The organism is Marinobacter flavimaris, assembly GCF_002933295.1.
In the GTDB taxonomy this organism is placed as follows: Bacteria; Pseudomonadota; Gammaproteobacteria; order Pseudomonadales; family Oleiphilaceae; genus Marinobacter; species Marinobacter flavimaris.
Map to the genome: position 1 here is coordinate 138957 of NZ_PSSW01000001.1, position 17243 is coordinate 156199.

The 17243-nt window shown below is 56.9% G+C and carries 18 protein-coding genes; 10 read left to right on the forward strand and 8 right to left on the reverse strand.

Features of this window, described 5'->3' with window-relative positions; genetic code table 11:
- Window positions 1–116: 116 nt before the first annotated feature.
- From MDHKLMBL_RS00690 to MDHKLMBL_RS00700, 3 genes are read left to right on the forward strand one after another with little or no spacing between them, the layout of a single operon-like run.
- Window positions 117–956 carry a 23S rRNA (adenine(2030)-N(6))-methyltransferase RlmJ gene (locus MDHKLMBL_RS00690; RefSeq protein WP_104269883.1) on the forward strand — a complete coding sequence of 280 codons (840 nt, stop codon included), beginning with the start codon at window positions 117–119 and terminating at the stop codon, window positions 954–956.
- A 32-nt stretch (window positions 957–988) separates the two neighbouring features.
- A complete protein-coding gene (locus MDHKLMBL_RS00695) occupies window positions 989–2257 on the forward strand; it encodes a hypothetical protein (protein ID WP_241956150.1) in 1269 nt (422 codons plus the stop codon).
- 10 nt (window positions 2258–2267) lie between these two features.
- Entirely contained in the window at window positions 2268–3071 is an 804-nt protein-coding gene (locus MDHKLMBL_RS00700) for a mechanosensitive ion channel family protein (protein ID WP_008174028.1), read from the forward strand.
- Here the strand turns inward: MDHKLMBL_RS00700 and MDHKLMBL_RS00705 are convergent.
- Window positions 3045–4148, reverse strand: a complete 1104-nt coding sequence (locus MDHKLMBL_RS00705) for a TRAP transporter substrate-binding protein (RefSeq protein ID WP_104269884.1) — start codon at window positions 4146–4148, stop codon at window positions 3045–3047. The two genes, MDHKLMBL_RS00700 and MDHKLMBL_RS00705, sit on opposite strands and share 27 nt — an antisense overlap.
- Window positions 4149–4319: 171 nt before the next feature.
- Between MDHKLMBL_RS00705 and MDHKLMBL_RS00710 the strand changes: the two genes are divergently transcribed.
- Window positions 4320–5225: a DMT family transporter gene (locus MDHKLMBL_RS00710; RefSeq protein ID WP_053112741.1), complete on the forward strand. Its 906-nt coding sequence runs from the start codon at window positions 4320–4322 to the stop codon at window positions 5223–5225.
- A gap of 13 nt (window positions 5226–5238) precedes the next feature.
- Complete coding sequence (locus MDHKLMBL_RS00715) at window positions 5239–5493, forward strand: GIY-YIG nuclease family protein (RefSeq protein ID WP_014577843.1); 255 nt, start codon at window positions 5239–5241, stop codon at window positions 5491–5493.
- Here the strand turns inward: MDHKLMBL_RS00715 and MDHKLMBL_RS00720 are convergent.
- Complete coding sequence (locus MDHKLMBL_RS00720; protein WP_092031043.1) at window positions 5471–6364, reverse strand: alpha/beta hydrolase; 894 nt, start codon at window positions 6362–6364, stop codon at window positions 5471–5473. The genes MDHKLMBL_RS00715 and MDHKLMBL_RS00720 overlap by 23 nt on opposite strands.
- A gap of 94 nt (window positions 6365–6458) precedes the next feature.
- On the opposite strand from MDHKLMBL_RS00720, the gene MDHKLMBL_RS00725 reads away from it, so the two are divergent.
- On the forward strand, window positions 6459–7466 hold the full coding sequence (locus MDHKLMBL_RS00725; protein ID WP_008174039.1) for an alpha/beta hydrolase: 1008 nt from the start codon (window positions 6459–6461) through the stop codon (window positions 7464–7466).
- Window positions 7467–7504: 38 nt separating this feature from the next.
- Window positions 7505–8161: a YiaD family glycine zipper/OmpA-like lipoprotein gene (locus MDHKLMBL_RS00730; protein ID WP_008174041.1), complete on the forward strand. Its 657-nt coding sequence runs from the start codon at window positions 7505–7507 to the stop codon at window positions 8159–8161.
- 66 nt (window positions 8162–8227) lie between these two features.
- Here MDHKLMBL_RS00730 and serA read toward each other — a convergent pair whose 3' ends face one another.
- On the reverse strand, window positions 8228–9457 hold the full coding sequence (gene serA / locus MDHKLMBL_RS00735; protein WP_008174043.1) for a phosphoglycerate dehydrogenase: 1230 nt from the start codon (window positions 9455–9457) through the stop codon (window positions 8228–8230).
- 190 nt (window positions 9458–9647) lie between these two features.
- On the opposite strand from serA, the gene MDHKLMBL_RS00740 reads away from it, so the two are divergent.
- Window positions 9648–11051 carry a D-2-hydroxyglutarate dehydrogenase gene (locus MDHKLMBL_RS00740; protein ID WP_041646296.1) on the forward strand — a complete coding sequence of 468 codons (1404 nt, stop codon included), beginning with the start codon at window positions 9648–9650 and terminating at the stop codon, window positions 11049–11051.
- Window positions 11051–11728, forward strand: a complete 678-nt coding sequence (locus tag MDHKLMBL_RS00745; protein ID WP_104269885.1) for an SIR2 family NAD-dependent protein deacylase — start codon at window positions 11051–11053, stop codon at window positions 11726–11728. The genes MDHKLMBL_RS00740 and MDHKLMBL_RS00745 overlap by 1 nt, the downstream gene beginning before the upstream one ends.
- Window positions 11729–11731: 3 nt before the next feature.
- Here MDHKLMBL_RS00745 and MDHKLMBL_RS00750 read toward each other — a convergent pair whose 3' ends face one another.
- From MDHKLMBL_RS00750 to MDHKLMBL_RS00770, 5 genes are all read right to left on the reverse strand, one after another.
- The gene (locus MDHKLMBL_RS00750) at window positions 11732–13039 is read right to left on the reverse strand and encodes an ABC1 kinase family protein (protein WP_104270129.1); all 1308 of its coding nucleotides are present in this window, start codon (window positions 13037–13039) and stop codon (window positions 11732–11734) included.
- A gap of 49 nt (window positions 13040–13088) precedes the next feature.
- Window positions 13089–13751: a fumarylacetoacetate hydrolase family protein gene (locus MDHKLMBL_RS00755; protein ID WP_008174051.1), complete on the reverse strand. Its 663-nt coding sequence runs from the start codon at window positions 13749–13751 to the stop codon at window positions 13089–13091.
- Between the two features lie 23 nt (window positions 13752–13774).
- Window positions 13775–14317, reverse strand: coding sequence for an adenine phosphoribosyltransferase (locus MDHKLMBL_RS00760; RefSeq protein WP_008174054.1), 543 nt, complete (start codon window positions 14315–14317; stop codon window positions 13775–13777).
- Window positions 14318–14347: 30 nt separating this feature from the next.
- Window positions 14348–15646, reverse strand: coding sequence for an NCS2 family permease (locus tag MDHKLMBL_RS00765; RefSeq protein ID WP_104269886.1), 1299 nt, complete (start codon window positions 15644–15646; stop codon window positions 14348–14350).
- A gap of 151 nt (window positions 15647–15797) precedes the next feature.
- The gene (locus MDHKLMBL_RS00770) at window positions 15798–16415 is read right to left on the reverse strand and encodes a trimeric intracellular cation channel family protein (protein ID WP_008174057.1); all 618 of its coding nucleotides are present in this window, start codon (window positions 16413–16415) and stop codon (window positions 15798–15800) included.
- Between the two features lie 193 nt (window positions 16416–16608).
- Between MDHKLMBL_RS00770 and MDHKLMBL_RS00775 the strand changes: the two genes are divergently transcribed.
- A complete protein-coding gene (locus tag MDHKLMBL_RS00775) occupies window positions 16609–17175 on the forward strand; it encodes a BLUF domain-containing protein (RefSeq protein ID WP_008174059.1) in 567 nt (188 codons plus the stop codon).
- Window positions 17176–17243 lie beyond the last annotated feature (68 nt).

Genomic DNA, 17243 nt, shown 5'->3' on the forward strand with positions numbered 1-17243 from the left:
TTTTATCGAAACGCAAGCGGGAAACGGACTCGATCGATCAGGTTTGACGATTGTGCTCTTGCCCCGGGCAACCGTGATCGGGCTTAATGGCCCCGTCACCAGGGAGCTATTCTTGTATGTTGAGTTATTTGCACGCCTTCCACGCCGGCAATTTCGCCGATGTCCAGAAACATGGAGCCCTGGCACTGGTCCAGACCATGATGCGGGCGAAGGCCTCCGGTATTGCCTGTTTCGATACCCATGCCGGCAGTGCCATATACGACCTGCGAAGTGAGCGGGCCCGCAAGACTAGAGAAGCCGACCACGGAGTTCAGAGACTTTGGGGCGCCAGAGATCGGTTGCTGTCCGGGGACTGGAAGCCGTTTCTGGACGTGCTGAAAGGATTCAATGCCGGCGGTGGTGAACTGTCCGTTTACCCCGGTTCTCCTGCGTGGTTTCAGCATTTTCTACGGGATGGAGATGCGCTGACGCTGTTTGAACTGCATCCATCTGAGGGCGAGCAACTGGCGGAATGGGCTTCCGAGGCTCCGATTCGGGTGCTCAGACAGGACGGCCTGGCAGGTCTGCTAAGACAGTTGCCTCCCAGACAGCCGCGCCTGCTGACGCTGATTGATCCCTCTTACGAGGTCAAAACCGACTACATTGAAGTGGCGCAAACTTTGGGGAAAGCATGGCATAAGTGCCGTCATGGCATTTTTCTTGTCTGGTACCCGATACTGACCAGTGGCCTGCAGGAACAGTTGAAAGATGCGGTCAGGGGCACTGATGCGCGCAAGATACTCTGCAGTGAGGTGCATCTGAATAATCCGCCGGAGCGAGGTATGGTCGGATCGGGCATGCTGGTGGTAAACCCACCCTGGGGTTTTGACTCCCGGTTTGCCGCAATGATGAGCGATGTTGCCGGGTCGGACGTTTTGAATTTGTCTCACGATATTGGTTGGCTGGTTCCTGAGTAATTGAAAGGACGGCAAGCAAGGGAGCAACGAGGTTGAAGGATAAGCCAGTAAACAAGGCAGGATCCGTGTGGATGCCCGGCGGCCTGATTCCGGTTGAGCAGTGGAAAGTGCCTGAAACGTCCGTGAGACGTTCACTCAAAGATGCGTTGCGCCATGCCCTGGCCCAGATTCGGGCGGGCGTGGTTGCAGAAAAGGAAGTGTTTGAAAGCCTCGATAACCTTCCCGAACTTTCAGCCGCCCGGCTCGAATCCTTTGCACCCCGGCCAGATCCAAGCGTGCTGGCGGAAGTGCTCTCAAGGGCCCTTGAAGAGCTTGGGCTAAACCATGATTCCGGCAAGAGAGTTGCGTTACTGGTGGCTCCACCGTTCTCAGGTATTCGTTCTGCCCTTGAGTGTTTTCCCGAGCTTGAATTGCAGCAAGAGGGCGAGGCGGGCCGGTGGTCGCTGATCCTGCCACCCGAGAATCTGCTTCTTGATGAACAGGGCGCCAGGGAGTGGTGGGACACGCAGGATCTTTCCAGGCCGTGGGTGATTCCGGAACTGGCTGATTTCTGGCTGCGCCATCTGTCCGGACTGGCTCTGGTTCGGGAATTACTCCGTCGGGTTGCCGCGGGAGGCACTGCTCCTGGCGCTATTGGTTGCTCGAGCTGGTGTTGGCAATTCTGGTCCTCTTACTTCAGGGATGCGCACTTTTCGCCGATGACACCTGCGCCGATGGCAGCAGTCGAACTTGGTGAATGGTTTGAATCCCTTGCTGCCGGTGATAGTGATTACTCAATCACGGCCCGAATGGCAGACGATGGCCTATGGGTATTGCCGATGACGGAAGGAAATGACGGGAAAAAGCGCAAACACAGTGGCTTTCTCCGGGATCTCGCCTCAGTAGCAAGAGGTAATCCCGGTGTTGCGCTGGCTATATGGCGACGCGCGCTGAGAGACCGCCCTGAAGAAGAGGCGGGCACGGAGGAATCCGGCCCGGGTTCTTCAGACGGCGGTTCAGTCACCCGGGCCTGGGTTATCCCTTTTGATCAACTGGGTTTGCCAGCGGTCCCCCAGAGCCAGGGCGACAACATTGGCCTGCTATTGCACGCCCTGCTGTTGCACGATGGACTGGACGCCTCTCATCTGCAGTTGGTAACAGGGGTCGCGGAACATGAGGCAGGGTTTGTGCTGGCACGTCTGGCCCGCGCGGATCTGATTGAGCAGCAGTCATCTGGTGGTCGCTGGCAAGTCACCGCTCAGGGATACCCCTCGATTCGTCGGCATTTGCAGAGCTGGGGATTTCCGGTCGACACTTTCTAGGAGATGAGTGATGGGTGATCTTGGCATTCGGGAGGCGTTTTCAGCGATCACGTCGGAAGCGTTGCTGGAATCGTTGATGGTTGTGCTGCTGGCGACGGGCCTGATCATCGTAATACAGAAGCTGTTTCCGAGAATCGCAGTGAAACTCGGGGGCAAGCCCCGGTTTTATATCCTGGCGTCGGTGCCCTTGCTGCGATTGATCATTATCGTGGTGACCATCATCGTTGTGGTTCCGATCCTGGTGGAACCTTCGTTCGAGAACATGGTTGCCATTTTCGGAGCCCTGGGACTGGCTCTCGGGTTTGCCTTCAAGGATTACGCGAACAGCCTGATTGCCGGAATCGTAACCCTCTACGAAATGCCGTATCGGCCCGGCGACTGGATCGAGGTGGACGGGCAGTACGGAGAGGTCCGTTCGATTGGCACCAGAGCCGCGGAACTTGTTACGCCGGATGATACCGTGGTGGTGATACCCCACGGCAAACTCTGGGCGTCCCTCATTGCCAACGCCAACAACGGAACGGATAACCTGATGTGCGTGGCGGAGTTCAACCTTGAACCCCACCATGACGTCAGCCGGGTTATGGCGCTCTTGCGGGATGTGGCCTACACCTGTCCTCTTACCCGCACGTTCCGGCCTGTCGTGGTGGTGGTCTCCAACAAACCCTGGGGCATGTGTTATCGGCTGAAGGCATACCCGATCGAGTTGAAGGATCAGTTCCGGTTTATTTCCGAGCTCACTGCAAAGGGCGCAAGTGCGTTGGCTTCAGAGGGCGTCAGGTTTGTCTCAGTCCCCGTCACCGGAAACCCCTGAGCTTTGCTTGCGGGTTTCCGTTTGCTCAATCAATTGATTCAACCTGCCGAGAATACGCTGCCCGCTTTCACCGGTGCGCTCGAGGTAAATGTCACGCACCGGCATGCTGGCTTCCCGAAACGCCTCGCGTTCTGAATCGGTCAGGCGGACCACTTTCATGTGGCCCCCTTCCAGCATCTGCTCGAGCCGGGTCTGATTTAGCTCCTCCTGAGTCTCCCAGGCGATCTGCGCGACGTCCTTGAGTCCGTTGTCGAGCCATTGTTGCTGGTTTTCGGGCAAGGCGTCGTACCAGTCAAGATTCGAGACCACTGAAGCGACGAACTGGGCCGGTCGCGCCAGGGTCATGGTGGTCTGCACTTCGTAGAAATCCATTTCCTCGATGGCGAAAACCGGATTGCTCTGGCCATCGATCTTGCGCAGCTGCAGGTCACTGTATACCTGGGAATAGGGGATCTGGCTGGGCTCGGCACCATAGGCCCGGAAGGTTTCTTCCGCCATGTCGGAGGTCATGGTTCGGATTCGCTGTCCGGTGAAGTCTTCCGGCGACCGCAGCGCCTTGTTAGCTGTCCAGGCCATCCAGCCTTCAGGCACGAAACCCAGCAGTTTCATGTTCTGGTTGGCATAGGGTGATTCAAACAATTCGAGCAATTCTGCACTGGCCAGAATCTCTCGTGTAACGTCGGCGTCGTCCGGAAGAACATAGTGCAGCGTGAAGAGACCGACTTCGGGGATGGTGTTGGCAAGATGCCCGGGGGAGGCGAACGCCAGGCTTATGGAACCATTGCGAACCAGTTCAGTAAGCTGTGCCGAGGTTCCCAGAGAACCGTAGGGAAAAATATCGATTTCAATCCTGCCGTTGGAACGCTCCTCAATCCGTTCCTTCAACGCTTCGGCATAAGCATGCTGAACGCTACCCTCGATCTCCTCAAGGGCAAAACGCCAGGTAACCGGGTAATCGGGGGGTTCCGGGACATCGGCGGTCTCGTCCTCACCGCTGGTCTGGTTGTCTGAACAACCGGTCAGTGCAATGGCCAATGCCAGGCTCAATGGCCAGAACCTGAAACGGACGGTGGGCATAACGGGAACTCCAGTTTTCTCGATCCTTGGTTGATATTGCCATACAAGGTAACACAAGAATGCGCACTGCCGTGGGTTACGGGGTTGGATTGAATTACACTGTCGACCCAGACGATCAAGTGCATATAGGAGACAGTTCATGGAGTTTCAGTGTTGGGCAGGAGGCCGGGAATGACAAACCAGAAGCAGGCGATGCTCTATGGCCTTGGCACGGTGCTGTTGTGGTCTACCGTGGCAACCGCGTTCAAGCTCTCGCTCAGAGAGCTCGCGCCCGTTCAGATGCTGCTGATTGCGTGCAGTGCGTCGGTGGTTGTGATGGCCGTCATCCTGATGCTTCAGGGGCGCTGGCACCTGGTGTTCTCGCTCAGTCGCAAACAGTATGCCCAGTCTTTTGGCATGGGGCTGATCAATCCCTGTCTGTACTATTTCCTGTTGTTCGGTGCCTTTGACCGACTGCCCGCCCAGGAAGCGCAACCGCTGAACTACACCTGGGCTCTGGTGCTGGCCTATATGTCGGTACCCTTTCTGGGGCACCGGCTACGCAAACTGGATATTGTCGCGGGCCTGATCTGTTATGCCGGGGTCGTGGTGATTGCCACCCGCGGGGCTGTCACTTCGCTGAGCTTCGAGGATCCACTTGGCGTTTCTCTCGCCCTCGGAAGCACAGTGGTCTGGGCGTCCTACTGGATTATCGCCACACGGGATACCCGGGATCCGGTGGTTGGCCTGTTCCTGAATTTCCTGTGTGGATTGCCGGTGATTCTGCTGATTTGCTGGTGGACAGAGGGGCTCAGTTTTGCCCCGGGCACGTCGCTGGTTGCAGCGCTCTATGTAGGCGTGTTCGAGATGGGTATCGCTTTCGTGCTCTGGTCCTATGCCATGAAAAAAGCGGAGAATACTTCGAAAGTCAGCAACCTGATTTTTATCTCTCCGTTCCTTTCGCTGGTGTTCATCTACTTTATTCTGGGCGAGCATATCCTGCCCTCCACATACATTGGCCTGGTTCTGATCATGATGGGGCTATGGATTCAGCAGAAAAAAGTGAAGGATCGGGAAGAGGCCCTGAACCTTGGCTGACTGGTTTGTCTACATGGTTCGAACCGCCAGAGGTTCGCTCTATACCGGCATAACCACTGACGTTGAGCGGCGGTTCAATGAACATCAGGGAGGCGCTCCCCGGGGGGCGCGTAGTCTGAGGGGGAAGGGGCCACTGGAACTGGTGTTCAGCGCGCCAGCCGGAGACAGAAGCCGGGCTTCACGGTTGGAGTGGCGCATCAAGCAATGGCCCCGGCCCAGGAAAGAGGCCCTGGCCCGGGGCGAGCTCAGTCTGCCAGATGACGTTTGATGTGTTCGCCTGCGGTTTCCAACGCGGCAGTGGCTCGATCCAGCTGACCACTGTGTACCTGGAAAACGTGCCAAAGACTGTTATAGACCTCAAGGCGGGTTTCCACATCGTTCCGGCTTGCGGCCTCGGCCAGCCGTTCGGCGTCGTTCAGCAGGATTTCCTGGCTGCCTACCTGGATCAACAGGGGTGGCAGGCCGCTTAAATCCCCGAAGATCGGCGAGATCAACGGGTTGGTAAGGGGTTCCTTTCCGGCGTAAAGCCTGGCGGCCTTGCTGGTCCAGCTGGCCTGAAGTACCGGCTCAATTTCCGGCGCATAAAGCTGCTCCTGAGTGAGGTCTATCCAGGGTGAAAACGCCGTCAGCGATGCCGGAAGCTGCAGGCCCTTATCGCGCAGTCGCATCGCCAGGGCAACAGAGAGCCCCCCGCCAGCGGAATCGCCGGCGACGGCAATCTGGTCCGGTTTCAGGCCAGCCTCCAGAAGCCCGTTCCAGCAGGCTTCGGCATCATCCAGCGCAGCGGGAAACGGAAACTCGGGCGCCAGCCGGTAATCCGGCGTAACGATGGCGCAGCCGGTTGTTTTCGCCAGATGCCCGGTTATGCCACGGTGGGTACTCGAGGACCCGATGATGTAGCCTCCGCCGTGGAGATAGAGAACGGCGCCCCGGGGATCATTGCCGAAGGTTGTCCGGGTTGCTGGCACTCCCCCAATGGTTATGTTCTCGAATTTCGCGCCTCTCGGTGGTGTCGAACTCCGATAAGCCTGGCGAACAATGCGTCGCTGAAGTGGCACCGGTACCGCCGGGTTGAGAACCGGTCTGACCAGCCGGTTCATGGTCTGGCGCAACGCACTCTCTAAAACGTGTTGCAACATCTGTGTCTTTCCCCTGCTATGGGTTAGGCCCGCTATAGGTTAGGATTGAAACCCCGAAATAGATAACTCATTCATGACAGGCGTTTAACTCTACGTGTACTGGAAAACGGATACCATAGAAATACCGGATTGGGACAGGCACTCGCTCCTGGACAGACTCGAACCCTTCGACCCGACCCGCTCGCGTGATCTTAGTGATGAAATGGTGGCCTATTGTCGTTTTTATGGGCTGGATCTCTGGGTGGAACATCCGGACGTTGCTTATCATCAGGGTTACGTCAAAGCCTGCGGTCATGAAGTCATGGTGCATTATTTCCGATTGCCGGACCAGTCAACAGAGCGTGGCACGGTGTTCATTCTGCACGGCTATTTCGACCACGTCGGGTTGTACAGTCAGTTGATCGATCGGTGCCTGGGAGCCGGGTTTGATGTGCTGGCCTACGATCAGCCCGGCCATGGCCTTTCCAGCGGCACGCCCGCAGCCATTGGCAGTTTTCTTGAGTATCAGGGCGTTCTGTCAGACGTGATGGCTCAGGTCAGGGACAAGTTGCGTCAGCCCTGGTTCGCGGTTGGGCAGAGCACCGGTGGAGCGATCCTGATTGATTATCTGTTGTCCAACCATCACAGCCAGCAAACCTCCGACTTCCGGAAAGTGGTGCTTCTGGCGCCCCTGGTGAGGCCGGCCGGCTGGTTGGGCGCAAAAATACTGCATAGCATGGTGAAGCCGTTTATTTCCCGCTGGCGCAGGGTATTTGCAGAGAACAGTGGCAACGGTCGTTTCCTCAGGTTCTTGCGGGAGTACGACCCGCTTCAGGCGAGGGCAGTGCATGTCGACTGGGTGAGTGCACTCCGAAAATGGGTCCCCCATATTGAATCTGCGCGGCCGGTCGACTTTCCTGTGACCGTCGTGCAAGGTGAGAAGGATCTGACAGTCGACTGGCAACACAATTTGCGTATTATCCGGAATAAATTTTCCTCGGTTGAGGAACGGAAAATCCCTGACGGACGTCATCATCTTGTGAACGAAGCTCAGGATTTGCAGGCAACCGTATTCAATACCATTATTGATACATTCACGAACTCGGCGGAAAAGACCCGTTAAACCGGGTTGGCTGAAGAAACCAGGCACAGGAGAAAGCTGTGAAGAAGATGATTCTTGTATTTATGGTGGCAACTTTCGGTCTCGGCGGTTGTATGACCTACGACCCCTACACCGGTGAAGAGAAAACTTCGAATGCGACCAAGGGAAGCATCATCGGCGCTATTGGCGGTGCGGCTATCGGTGCGGCAACCTCCAGCAAGAGTGACCGCGGAAAAGGTGCCCTGATTGGTGCGGCCAGCGGCGCGGCCATTGGCGGTGGCGTTGGTTACTACATGGACAAACAGGAAGCCGAGCTGCGTCGCAAGCTGGAGGGCACTGGTGTTCGCGTGGTGCGCAACGGCGATGAGATTGAACTGGTGATGCCAGGCAATATCACCTTTGATCTGAATGAATCGAGCATCAAGCCGTCATTCAGCGGAACACTGGAATCCGTGGCTCTGGTACTGAAGGAGTATGACAAGACCATCATCCAGATTGAGGGGCATACCGACAGCTCCGGCTCTGACAGCTACAACCAGCTGCTCAGTGAGCGTCGCGCCTCATCCGTGCGTGACTTCCTCCTGAACCAGGGTATTGAGCCGAAGCGTACCCGTGCTGTTGGCTACGGCGAACGCTACCCGGTTGCCTCAAATGATACCGCGGCCGGCCGTGAGCAGAACCGTCGTGTTGAGCTGACGCTGGTGCCCATGCAGTAAGCAGGGCGTTCGCAGCCATAAAAAAACCGGAGCACAGGCTCCGGTTTTTTTATATCTGGCCGTTAATCAGAACAGTACGCGGCAGCGAATGGTCCCTTTCACTTTGAGCAGCTTTTCCTGCGCCAGTTCGCCGTACTCTTTGTTCACGTCGACGACAACATAGCCGATGTCTTCCTTGGTCTGCAGATACTGGCCGCAAACGTTGATGCCATTCTCTGAAAACACCTGGTTGATCTCTGACATCACGCCGGGAACGTTCTCGTGGATATGCAGCAGACGGTGCTGATTGGGGTGTGACGGCAGAGCGACTTCCGGGAAGTTCACGGAAGAAACCGACGTGCCGTTGTCGCTGTACATGGCCAGTTTTTCTGCCACTTCCCGACCGATGTTTGCCTGGGCTTCGATGGTGGAGCCGCCAACATGCGGGGTCAGGATGACATTGTCGAACTCCCGCAGCGGAGAGACAAATTCCTCGTCGTTGGATTTGGGCTCAACCGGGAATACGTCAATGGCAGCACCCAGCAGTTTACCGCTGCCCAGAGCATCGGCCAGGGCGTCGATGTCCACCACGGTGCCGCGGGAGGCATTCATGAGAATGCTGCCGGGTTTCATCTGGGCGAACTGCTCGGCCTTGAACATGTACTTGGTGGCCGGGGTTTCCGGTACGTGCAGGCTGACCACATCGGCAATGTTGAGCAGCTCCTGGAGCGTACCTACCTGGGTGGCGTTGCCGATCGACAGTTTTGAGACGACATCGTAGAAGTACACATCCATGCCCAGGCCCTCGGCCAGGACGCTGAACTGGGTGCCGATGTTGCCGTAGCCGATAATGCCCAGTTTTTTGCCACGGATTTCATAGCTGTCCTTGGCGGATTTCAGCCACTCGCCGCGATGGGCCTTGGCGTTTTTCTCCGGGACACCGCGCAGGAGCAGAATGGCCTGGGCGAGAACGAGTTCCGCGACGCTTCGGGTGTTGGAGAAAGGCGCATTGAAAACGGCAATACCGCGCCGGGTGGCCGCCTGCAGATCCACCTGGTTGGTGCCAATACAGAAGCAACCCACAGCCACCAGCTTCTTGGCGGCCTCAAATACTTTCTCGGTCAGCTGGGTGCGGGAACGGATGCCGACGAAGTGCGCATCGGCAATCTTCTCGATCAGCTCTTCCTCGGCCAGCGAGTGAGACAGGTACTCAATGTTGGTATAGCCCGCAGCATTCAGCGTATCAATGGCAGATTGATGCACGCCTTCCAGCAGCAGGATACGGATTTTGCTCTTCTCAAGAGACGTATTTGACATGGGCTTGCTTCCGAACCTTTCGTCACGTGAAATGACCCGTGGCCAGTGATCGTCAGGGCTGGCTCACAGAACAGGGGCGGTATGATACCATAAACAAAGATTTTCACAGCGCGCCGGTTTGCCTGAATCAACTGTCTGTGATTCCTGTTGCAGGATGCTCCGGCCCAAACCTGACGAGACCGAAAAATTCATGAATTCTGAACAGATCATTGCTTCCCTCAAAGACCTGATGGCCACTGGCGACGCGCCCGGCAAGGTGCTGACCGACCCGGCAGATCTGGATACCTACGGCAAGGACTGGACCAAGATCTACCCGCCCAAGCCCCTGGCGATCGCGTTGCCCAAGACCACCGAGCAGGTGCAGGCGCTGGTGAAGTTCGCCAACGAGAATCAGGTGGCACTGGTGCCCTCTGGCGGCCGAACAGGTCTGAGTGCCGGTGCTGTGGCCGCCAATGGTGAGGTGGTTGTGGCGTTCGACAATATGAACCAGATTCTGGACTTCAATGCCAGCGACAGGACGGTTCGGTGTCAGGCCGGTGTTGTGACCGAGCAGTTGCAGAATTGTGCTGAAGACAACGGTCTTTACTATCCGGTTGATTTTGCCTCCGCCGGTTCCAGCCAGCTCGGTGGCAACCTCTCCACCAACGCCGGCGGTATCAAGGTAATTCGCTATGGTATGAGCCGGGACTGGGTTGCCGGCCTCAAGGTCGTGACCGGCAAGGGCGATATTCTGGATCTGAACAAGGATCTTGAGAAGAACAACACGGGTTACGATCTGCGTCATCTGTTCATCGGCGCTGAGGGCACACTGGGCTTTATTACCGAAGCCACCATGAAATTGTCCCGGAAGCCGGATAACCTGACGGTGCTGGTGCTGGGTCTGAATGACCTGACCAACACCATGGATGTGCTGCAGACTTTCCAGAAAAAGATTGATCTCACCGCCTACGAGTTTTTCTCCCATCAAGCCATGGGACACGTGCTGGCCCACGGTCAGGTTCAGGCGCCGTTTGAAACCGAGGCGCCGTATTATGCGCTGCTGGAGTTCGAATCTGTCTCCGATCAGGTGATGGACGATGCCATGGCTCTGTTTGAACAATGCGTGGAGAACGGTTGGGTGCTGGATGGCGTGATCAGCCAGAGCGAAACCCAGGCCCAGAACCTCTGGCAACTGCGCGAGCGCATTTCCGAGTCCATCGCGCCCCGCACGCCCTACAAGAATGATATTTCCGTGGTCGTATCCAAGGTGCCGGGCTTTCTGCAGGAAATTGATGCCGTGGTCACCGAGCACTATCCGGATTTCGAGATTATCTGGTTCGGTCACATCGGCGATGGCAACCTGCACCTGAATATCCTTAAGCCAGAGGACATGGCCAACGAGGATTTCTTCGAGAAGTGCCAACAGGTCAACAAATGGGTGTTCGAGATTGTCGAGCGCTACCAGGGCAGCGTGTCTGCCGAGCACGGCGTGGGTATGACCAAGAAGCCGTATCTGCAGTACACCCGTAGCGAGGCAGAAATCGCTTACCTGAGAGGAATCAAGCAGGTATTCGATCCCAACGGAATCATGAACCCGGGCAAGATTTTCGACTGATGCAGGATCATATCGTAGTGCTGACAGGCGCGGGCATAAGCGCCGAAAGCGGTCTCTCCACCTTCCGGGACAACGGTGGGTTGTGGGAGCAGCACAGCGTCTACGATGTGGCTACGCCCGAGGCGTTTGCGCGCAATCAGGAGCTGGTGCTGCGGTTCTACAATGACCGACGCCGCCAGCTCGCCTCCGCCCAGCCGAACCGGGCCCATCAGCTGCTGGCGGAGCTTGAGCAGCGCTACCGAGTCACCGTGGTCACCCAGAACGTGGACGATCTTCACGAACGGGGTGGCGCGAGCAACGTCATTCACCTTCACGGAGAGCTTACCAAGGCGCGCAGTTCAAAATATCCGGAGCTGGTTTATGACATCGGTTATCGTGATATTAACCCTGGCGACACCTGCGACCGTGGCGCCCAGCTTCGTCCTCATATTGTCTGGTTTGGCGAGGAAGTGCCCATGCTGGACAAGGCTGCCGAAGTTGTCCGCACGGCCGATCACCTGCTGATCGTGGGAACGTCTCTGCAGGTATACCCGGCTGCAGGACTGGTTTACGAAGTGGACAAAAATGTCCCCATCACCGTGATTGACCCGGGCGAGCCGGCGTCAGTGTCACGGGCCCGGTTTATTCGCAAGGGTGCCGTCGAGGGTGTTGCCGAGTGGGTTGCCCATTACCTGTAGGGTTCAGGCTTTCAGGTACCTTTCCAGTTCTTCCCTGAACGCGGCCTGAACACCCAGCCGCTTCAGCATCCAGTAATGACCGGCAATCATCCGGTCGACAAAGATGCTTTCCACCGGCGGCTTGAAGTAGTCGAGGTATTTGAACACGGTGCTGGTTTTCTCGGCCACGCGCTTGTGGATGTCGGCTTCTGCGAAGTTATAGGGCACCTCCCGATCCTCAAAGGGCACCACCAGAATGTCCCGCCACATAGCGTAGTAGGCTTCATCCACGGCTGGCTGGCTTCCGACACGCGCGCCCAGGTCAATCAGATGACGGTCAAGCGCTTGGTAGTCTTCCTCGAGGGCAGAAACCAGGGCGTTGCGGTAGGCGGCGATGATTTCCGGTTTCAGCTTCTTTACGCAGCCGAAGTCGTACATGACGATGGAGCCATCAGGCCGGTAGGCGAAGTTGCCGGCGTGGGGATCGCCATGGATGCACTGGAAACGGAAAAGCTGGTCCGCCATGAGCATGAAGATCCGGTGACCTATCAGGTTGATGGTGTCCTGGTCGTACCGGTCTCTCGTAACCTTGCTGACGTGATCTCCCTCAACCAGTTCCATCGTCAGGACACGTCGGGTTGAGTGGCTCTTCGCCACGGAAGGGATGAGCACCCAGGGCTGATCCTTGTGAAACTCCCGAAAGAGTTCGATATTTCGTGCTTCGTTCTCGTAATCCAGTTCTTCTTTCAGTCGCTCCCGGATTTCGGCGAACAGCCGGTCGACCGACTCCTTGGGCATTTTCAGCAGGCCGCCCAATCTCAGTGCCATGCGCAGTTGTTTGAGATCTGAATCGCAGGATTCGTCCACGCCGGGGTACTGGATTTTCACAATGACATCGGTGCCATCGTGGAGTCTGGCGCGATGCACCTGGCCGATGGAAGCCGCAGCGTAGGGTGTCTCCTGCAGGTACTCGAAAAGCTCGGAGACCGGTTTGCCCAGTTCCGATTCGATCTGCCCCACGATGACTTCAAAAGGCATGGGCGGGGCTTCTTTCTGAAGCTTCTCGAGCGCGTCCGAGAATTCCTTGGGCAGAAAGTCCTGGGTCTGGGAAGCGATTTGCCCGACTTTCATGACCGCCCCTTTCAGCTCGCCCAGGGTATCGGCGATCTGGTCGGCCATGCGTGTGTAGCTTTCGCTCTGCGCGCCCTCGTCATTTTCTGAGCGGAACAGGCGGCGCGCACGCTGGCCGGCATATTGCCCTGCCACAGAGGCAGTCATGCCAGCGAGTTTGAAGAAGCGACCACGTCGGGAGGTTACCGGTTTCTTTGCCATAAACAGATGTACGCCTTTGACCGGATTTGGGTTTAGCCGGCCCTGCACGTTAAACCACTTTGGTCTCCACGAACAGCAGGTCTTCCAGTTCAAGCGACAGGGTCTGGCCAGAAACCAGCGGGCCCACGCCTTTTGGTGTTCCTGTCAGCACCACATCGCCGGGCAGCAGAGTGAACTGGCTGCTGATGTGAGCGATCAGGGGAATAATGGGGTTGAGCATATCGCCGGTATCGCCGGTTTGCTGGCGGTTGCCATCAATGTCCATTGTGAAGTGAATGGGGGCATCGGGAAACTTATCGGCCGCGACAAACGGCGAAAGCGGACAGGCACCATCGAACCCCTTCGCTCTTTCCCATGGCTGGCCCTTTTCTTTGAGTTTGCCCTGGAGATCCCGCAGAGTCAGGTCCAGTGCCAGACCGTAGCCCAGTATCGCGGATTTGGCTTCGCTGGCTGAAGCCCGGGTCAAGGGTCGACCGATCAGAACCGCCAGTTCGGTCTCGAAGTGAACCGCCCCCTGGTCTCTTGGAAAATCCAGGGGACGGGTGATATGCACCGCCGAGGTTGCGGGTTTGATGAACAGCAGCGGTTCATCCGGCACCGGGTTATTGAGCTCCCGGGCATGCTCGGCGTAGTTGCGACCAATGCAGACGATCTTTCCCAGTGGCAGATGGACGGGTGTGCCATCCTTCCAGTGGTGTTGGTAATCCGGCATGGTCGCCTCCTGATTGCTGTTGATTATTCCCCTTCAAACGAGCAAACAGTATAAACCTGAAGGCCTTCGTCCTGCAGCTTGCGGGAGCCGCCGAGATCGGGCAGATCAATCATGGCTGCCACTTCCACAATTTCCGCGCCAATCCTGCGGATCAGACGGGTCGCGGCGAGCATCGTGCCGCCAGTGGCAATCAGATCATCCACCAGAACCACGTTGTCGCCCGGCTTGAAAGCGTCCTTGTGCAGCTCCACGGAGGCGGTACCGTATTCAAGCTCGTAGTCCTCCACCAGCGTATCGAACGGAAGCTTGCCTTTCTTGCGTACCAGTACCAGGGAGGCGTTGAGCTCATAGGCCAGTGCCGAGCCAATGATAAAGCCGCGCGCATCCACCGCTGCCACGGCATCAATCTTGTGTCCATGGTAGCGGTGTACGAAGGCATCAATCAGTTTACGGAAGGCAGTCTTGTCCTGCAGTACCGTGGTTATATCGCGAAAGGCCACGCCCGGCTTTGGCCAGTCCGGGACCGTGCGAATGGCCTTTTTGATGCTTTCAGAAAAATAATCCATAAACGTTCCGGTTAATGCCCTGGAAGTGGATCAGGCCGCATCCAGGAAAATGAATTTCAGAACAAACACAACCGCAATGATAACAACACTGGCGTTCAGATCTGCCCAGCGGCCACTGAGTGCCTTCAGAATGGCGTAGGTGATGAATCCCAGGGCGATGCCGTTGGCAATGGAGAAGGTCAAAGGCATCATCAGGGCGGTGACAACAGCCGGGGCTGCATCAGTGACATCCTCCCAATCAATCAGTTTGAGGCCGCTGGCCATCAGAACCGCCACGTAAAGCAGTGCCGGTGCGGTGGCGTAGGCAGGGATGATGCTGGCAATCGGTGACAGCAGCAAACAAGCAAGAAACAGCACGGCAACCACGACAGCGGTCAGGCCGGTTCGGCCGCCGGCGGAGATGCCCGCGGTGGATTCGATGTAGCTGGTGGTGGTTGAGGTACCGAGGGCAGCACCGGACATGGTCGCAACCGAGTCCGACATCAGGGCCCGGCCAAGGCGCGGCAGTTTGCCGTCCTTGTCGAGGAGACCACCGCGCTGTGCGGCGCCGATCAGGGTGCCGGATGTATCAAACAGATCGACGAACAGAAACGCAAAGATCACGCTGATCATGCCGATATTCAGGGCGCCCGCCAGGTCCAGCTGCATGAACGTCGGCGCTATGCTCGGGGGTGCTGAAACCAGACCGTTGTACTCCACCATTCCCAGAGCCATGGCTACGCCGGTAACCGCAATAATACCAATCATGACGGCGCCGGTTACCTGGCGGAAGGACAGTGCGCAAATCAGCACGAAGCCGCCGAAAAACAGCAGGCTCTCTGCCACTTTCACTTCGCCCAGCCCCACAAGCGTGGCGGGGTGATCCACAACAATGCCGGCATTCTTCAGGGCGATCAGGGCCAGGAAGAAGCCAATGCCCGCGGAGATGCCGAAGCGCAGGGACATGGGAATGCTGTTGATGATCCATTCCCGCACCTTGAAGATGCTCAGCAGGAAGAACAGGAAGCCGGAGATGAACACCGCTCCGAGCGCTATTTGCCAGCTGTAGCCCATGCTGCCGACGACCGTGAAGGAGAAAAAGGCGTTTAGCCCCATGCCTGGTGCCATGGCGATCGGGTAATTGGCCCACAGCCCCATGATCAGGGTGCCGATCACGGCTGCAAGACAGGTCGCAACAAAGACAGCCCCGAAATCCATGCCGGTCGATGACAGGATGCTCGGGTTGACCACGATGATGTACGCCATGGTCAGGAAGGTGGTAATGCCCGCAACCACTTCTTTACGAACAGTGGTGCCGTGGGCCTGGAGTTGGAACAGTCGTTCAAGCATGACGGGTGTCTGCCTCACAGGATGCTGAAAGTTTGTGTTTGGGGGTCTGGTCTGGACGGAATTCTTGAATTGCGTGAAAAAACGGCAATATTACCGGCTCAGCCTCCTGAGGCCAAGGGATGATTGACAGTTCGTCAAAGCGAATGTGGCGTTAGTTGCTGTGAGAGTCACGCTGGAGCCGGATATCGAAGCGGACCGCCAGCATCCGCACGATGACGATAAAAAGCAGGCCAATGGTCAGCGGCAGGACCTCGTTGTCGAGGAACCACTGGCAGACAAAGTACAGCCAGCATCCGGCGAATGAGATCGAGGCGTAGATCTGGTCTTTGCGAAAGATATAGGGGACCTCGTTACAGAGGGTGTCCCGCAGGGCGCCGCCAAAGGTGCCCGTCATCACTCCTAGCAGGGACGCGACAAACCAGGAATGTCCCAGATCCAGGGCCAGTTGGGCGCCAAGGATGGAAAAAACGCCGAGTCCGATGGCGTCGGGGAACACAATTCTTGACTCCCGCAGCCGCTCTGCTTTTTTCCAATAGCTGAAGACAACCGCCATGGCCAGAATCAGCATCGGTTGCTCTTCGTGCTTGATCCAGTAAAGAGGGTGGTTGTCCATGATCAGATCGCGCAGGGTGCCACCACCGAGTGCCGTGATGAAGCCGATGGTAAATACGCCCACAGGATCCATATTTTTGGAGCGCGCCACGATCATGCCGGAAATCGCAAACGCGACGATTCCAACCATTTCAAGCACGTAGATGATGTCGATCATGGGGAGCCCCGAGATAGGCCAGGAGTGGCCGGATGCCTAAAGTCAAAGCGCGCAGGATAGCGAAAAAGCGGATGGCTTTCACCTGAGGCCAGATAGGTGTTAGAAAGCGCGGGCCTCCGGACTGTGATCCATAGCGACAGTTCTGAACGTATCTTGCATTCAACTTACCTGTATCCTGTTGTACGGAGTTGCTATGTCCCTGATGCGTCTGGCCTATGCCAGTGAAGCCACGTTCGAAGCCAAACCGGTGGAAAAGGGTGTTGAACCCCACGTTGCACGAATTCTGATGACCTCCCGTAAGAACAATGCCAAAGACCAGTTGGTCGGTGGCCTCTACTACGGAAACGACCGGTTTTTCCAGTATCTGGAAGGTGAAGAGGACGCCGTCCGTCGCACGTATGACAGGATCCTGAAGGATGACCGCCACCGCAACATCGTCACCTTGATAGAAGAGCCCCTCAAGAGCCGAACGTTCAGTAACTGGTCCATGAAATACGTGCCGCTTTCGAGGGACGTTCGGGCATTTCTGGATGATCAGGGACTTGAATCCTTTGATCCGGCCGCGTTCACCTCTGAACAGTGTGAGAAAATGATCGAGCTCGTTCGCAACTCCAGCCAGGAACAGAATCTGTCTACCCGTGATGATCCTAAATCTGTCGGCGACGCGCCTCAGGTGCTGTCCTCAGGAATGAAAACTGGCCTGATTGTGGCCGGGGTGGTTCTGGTTGGCGCTCTCGTGATCGGCGGGACCATGCTCTGAATGGACTCGCTCTGAGAAATAAGCGCCGCTTATGCGCTTAGATAAAAGAACTTTATTTGCTTCATGTT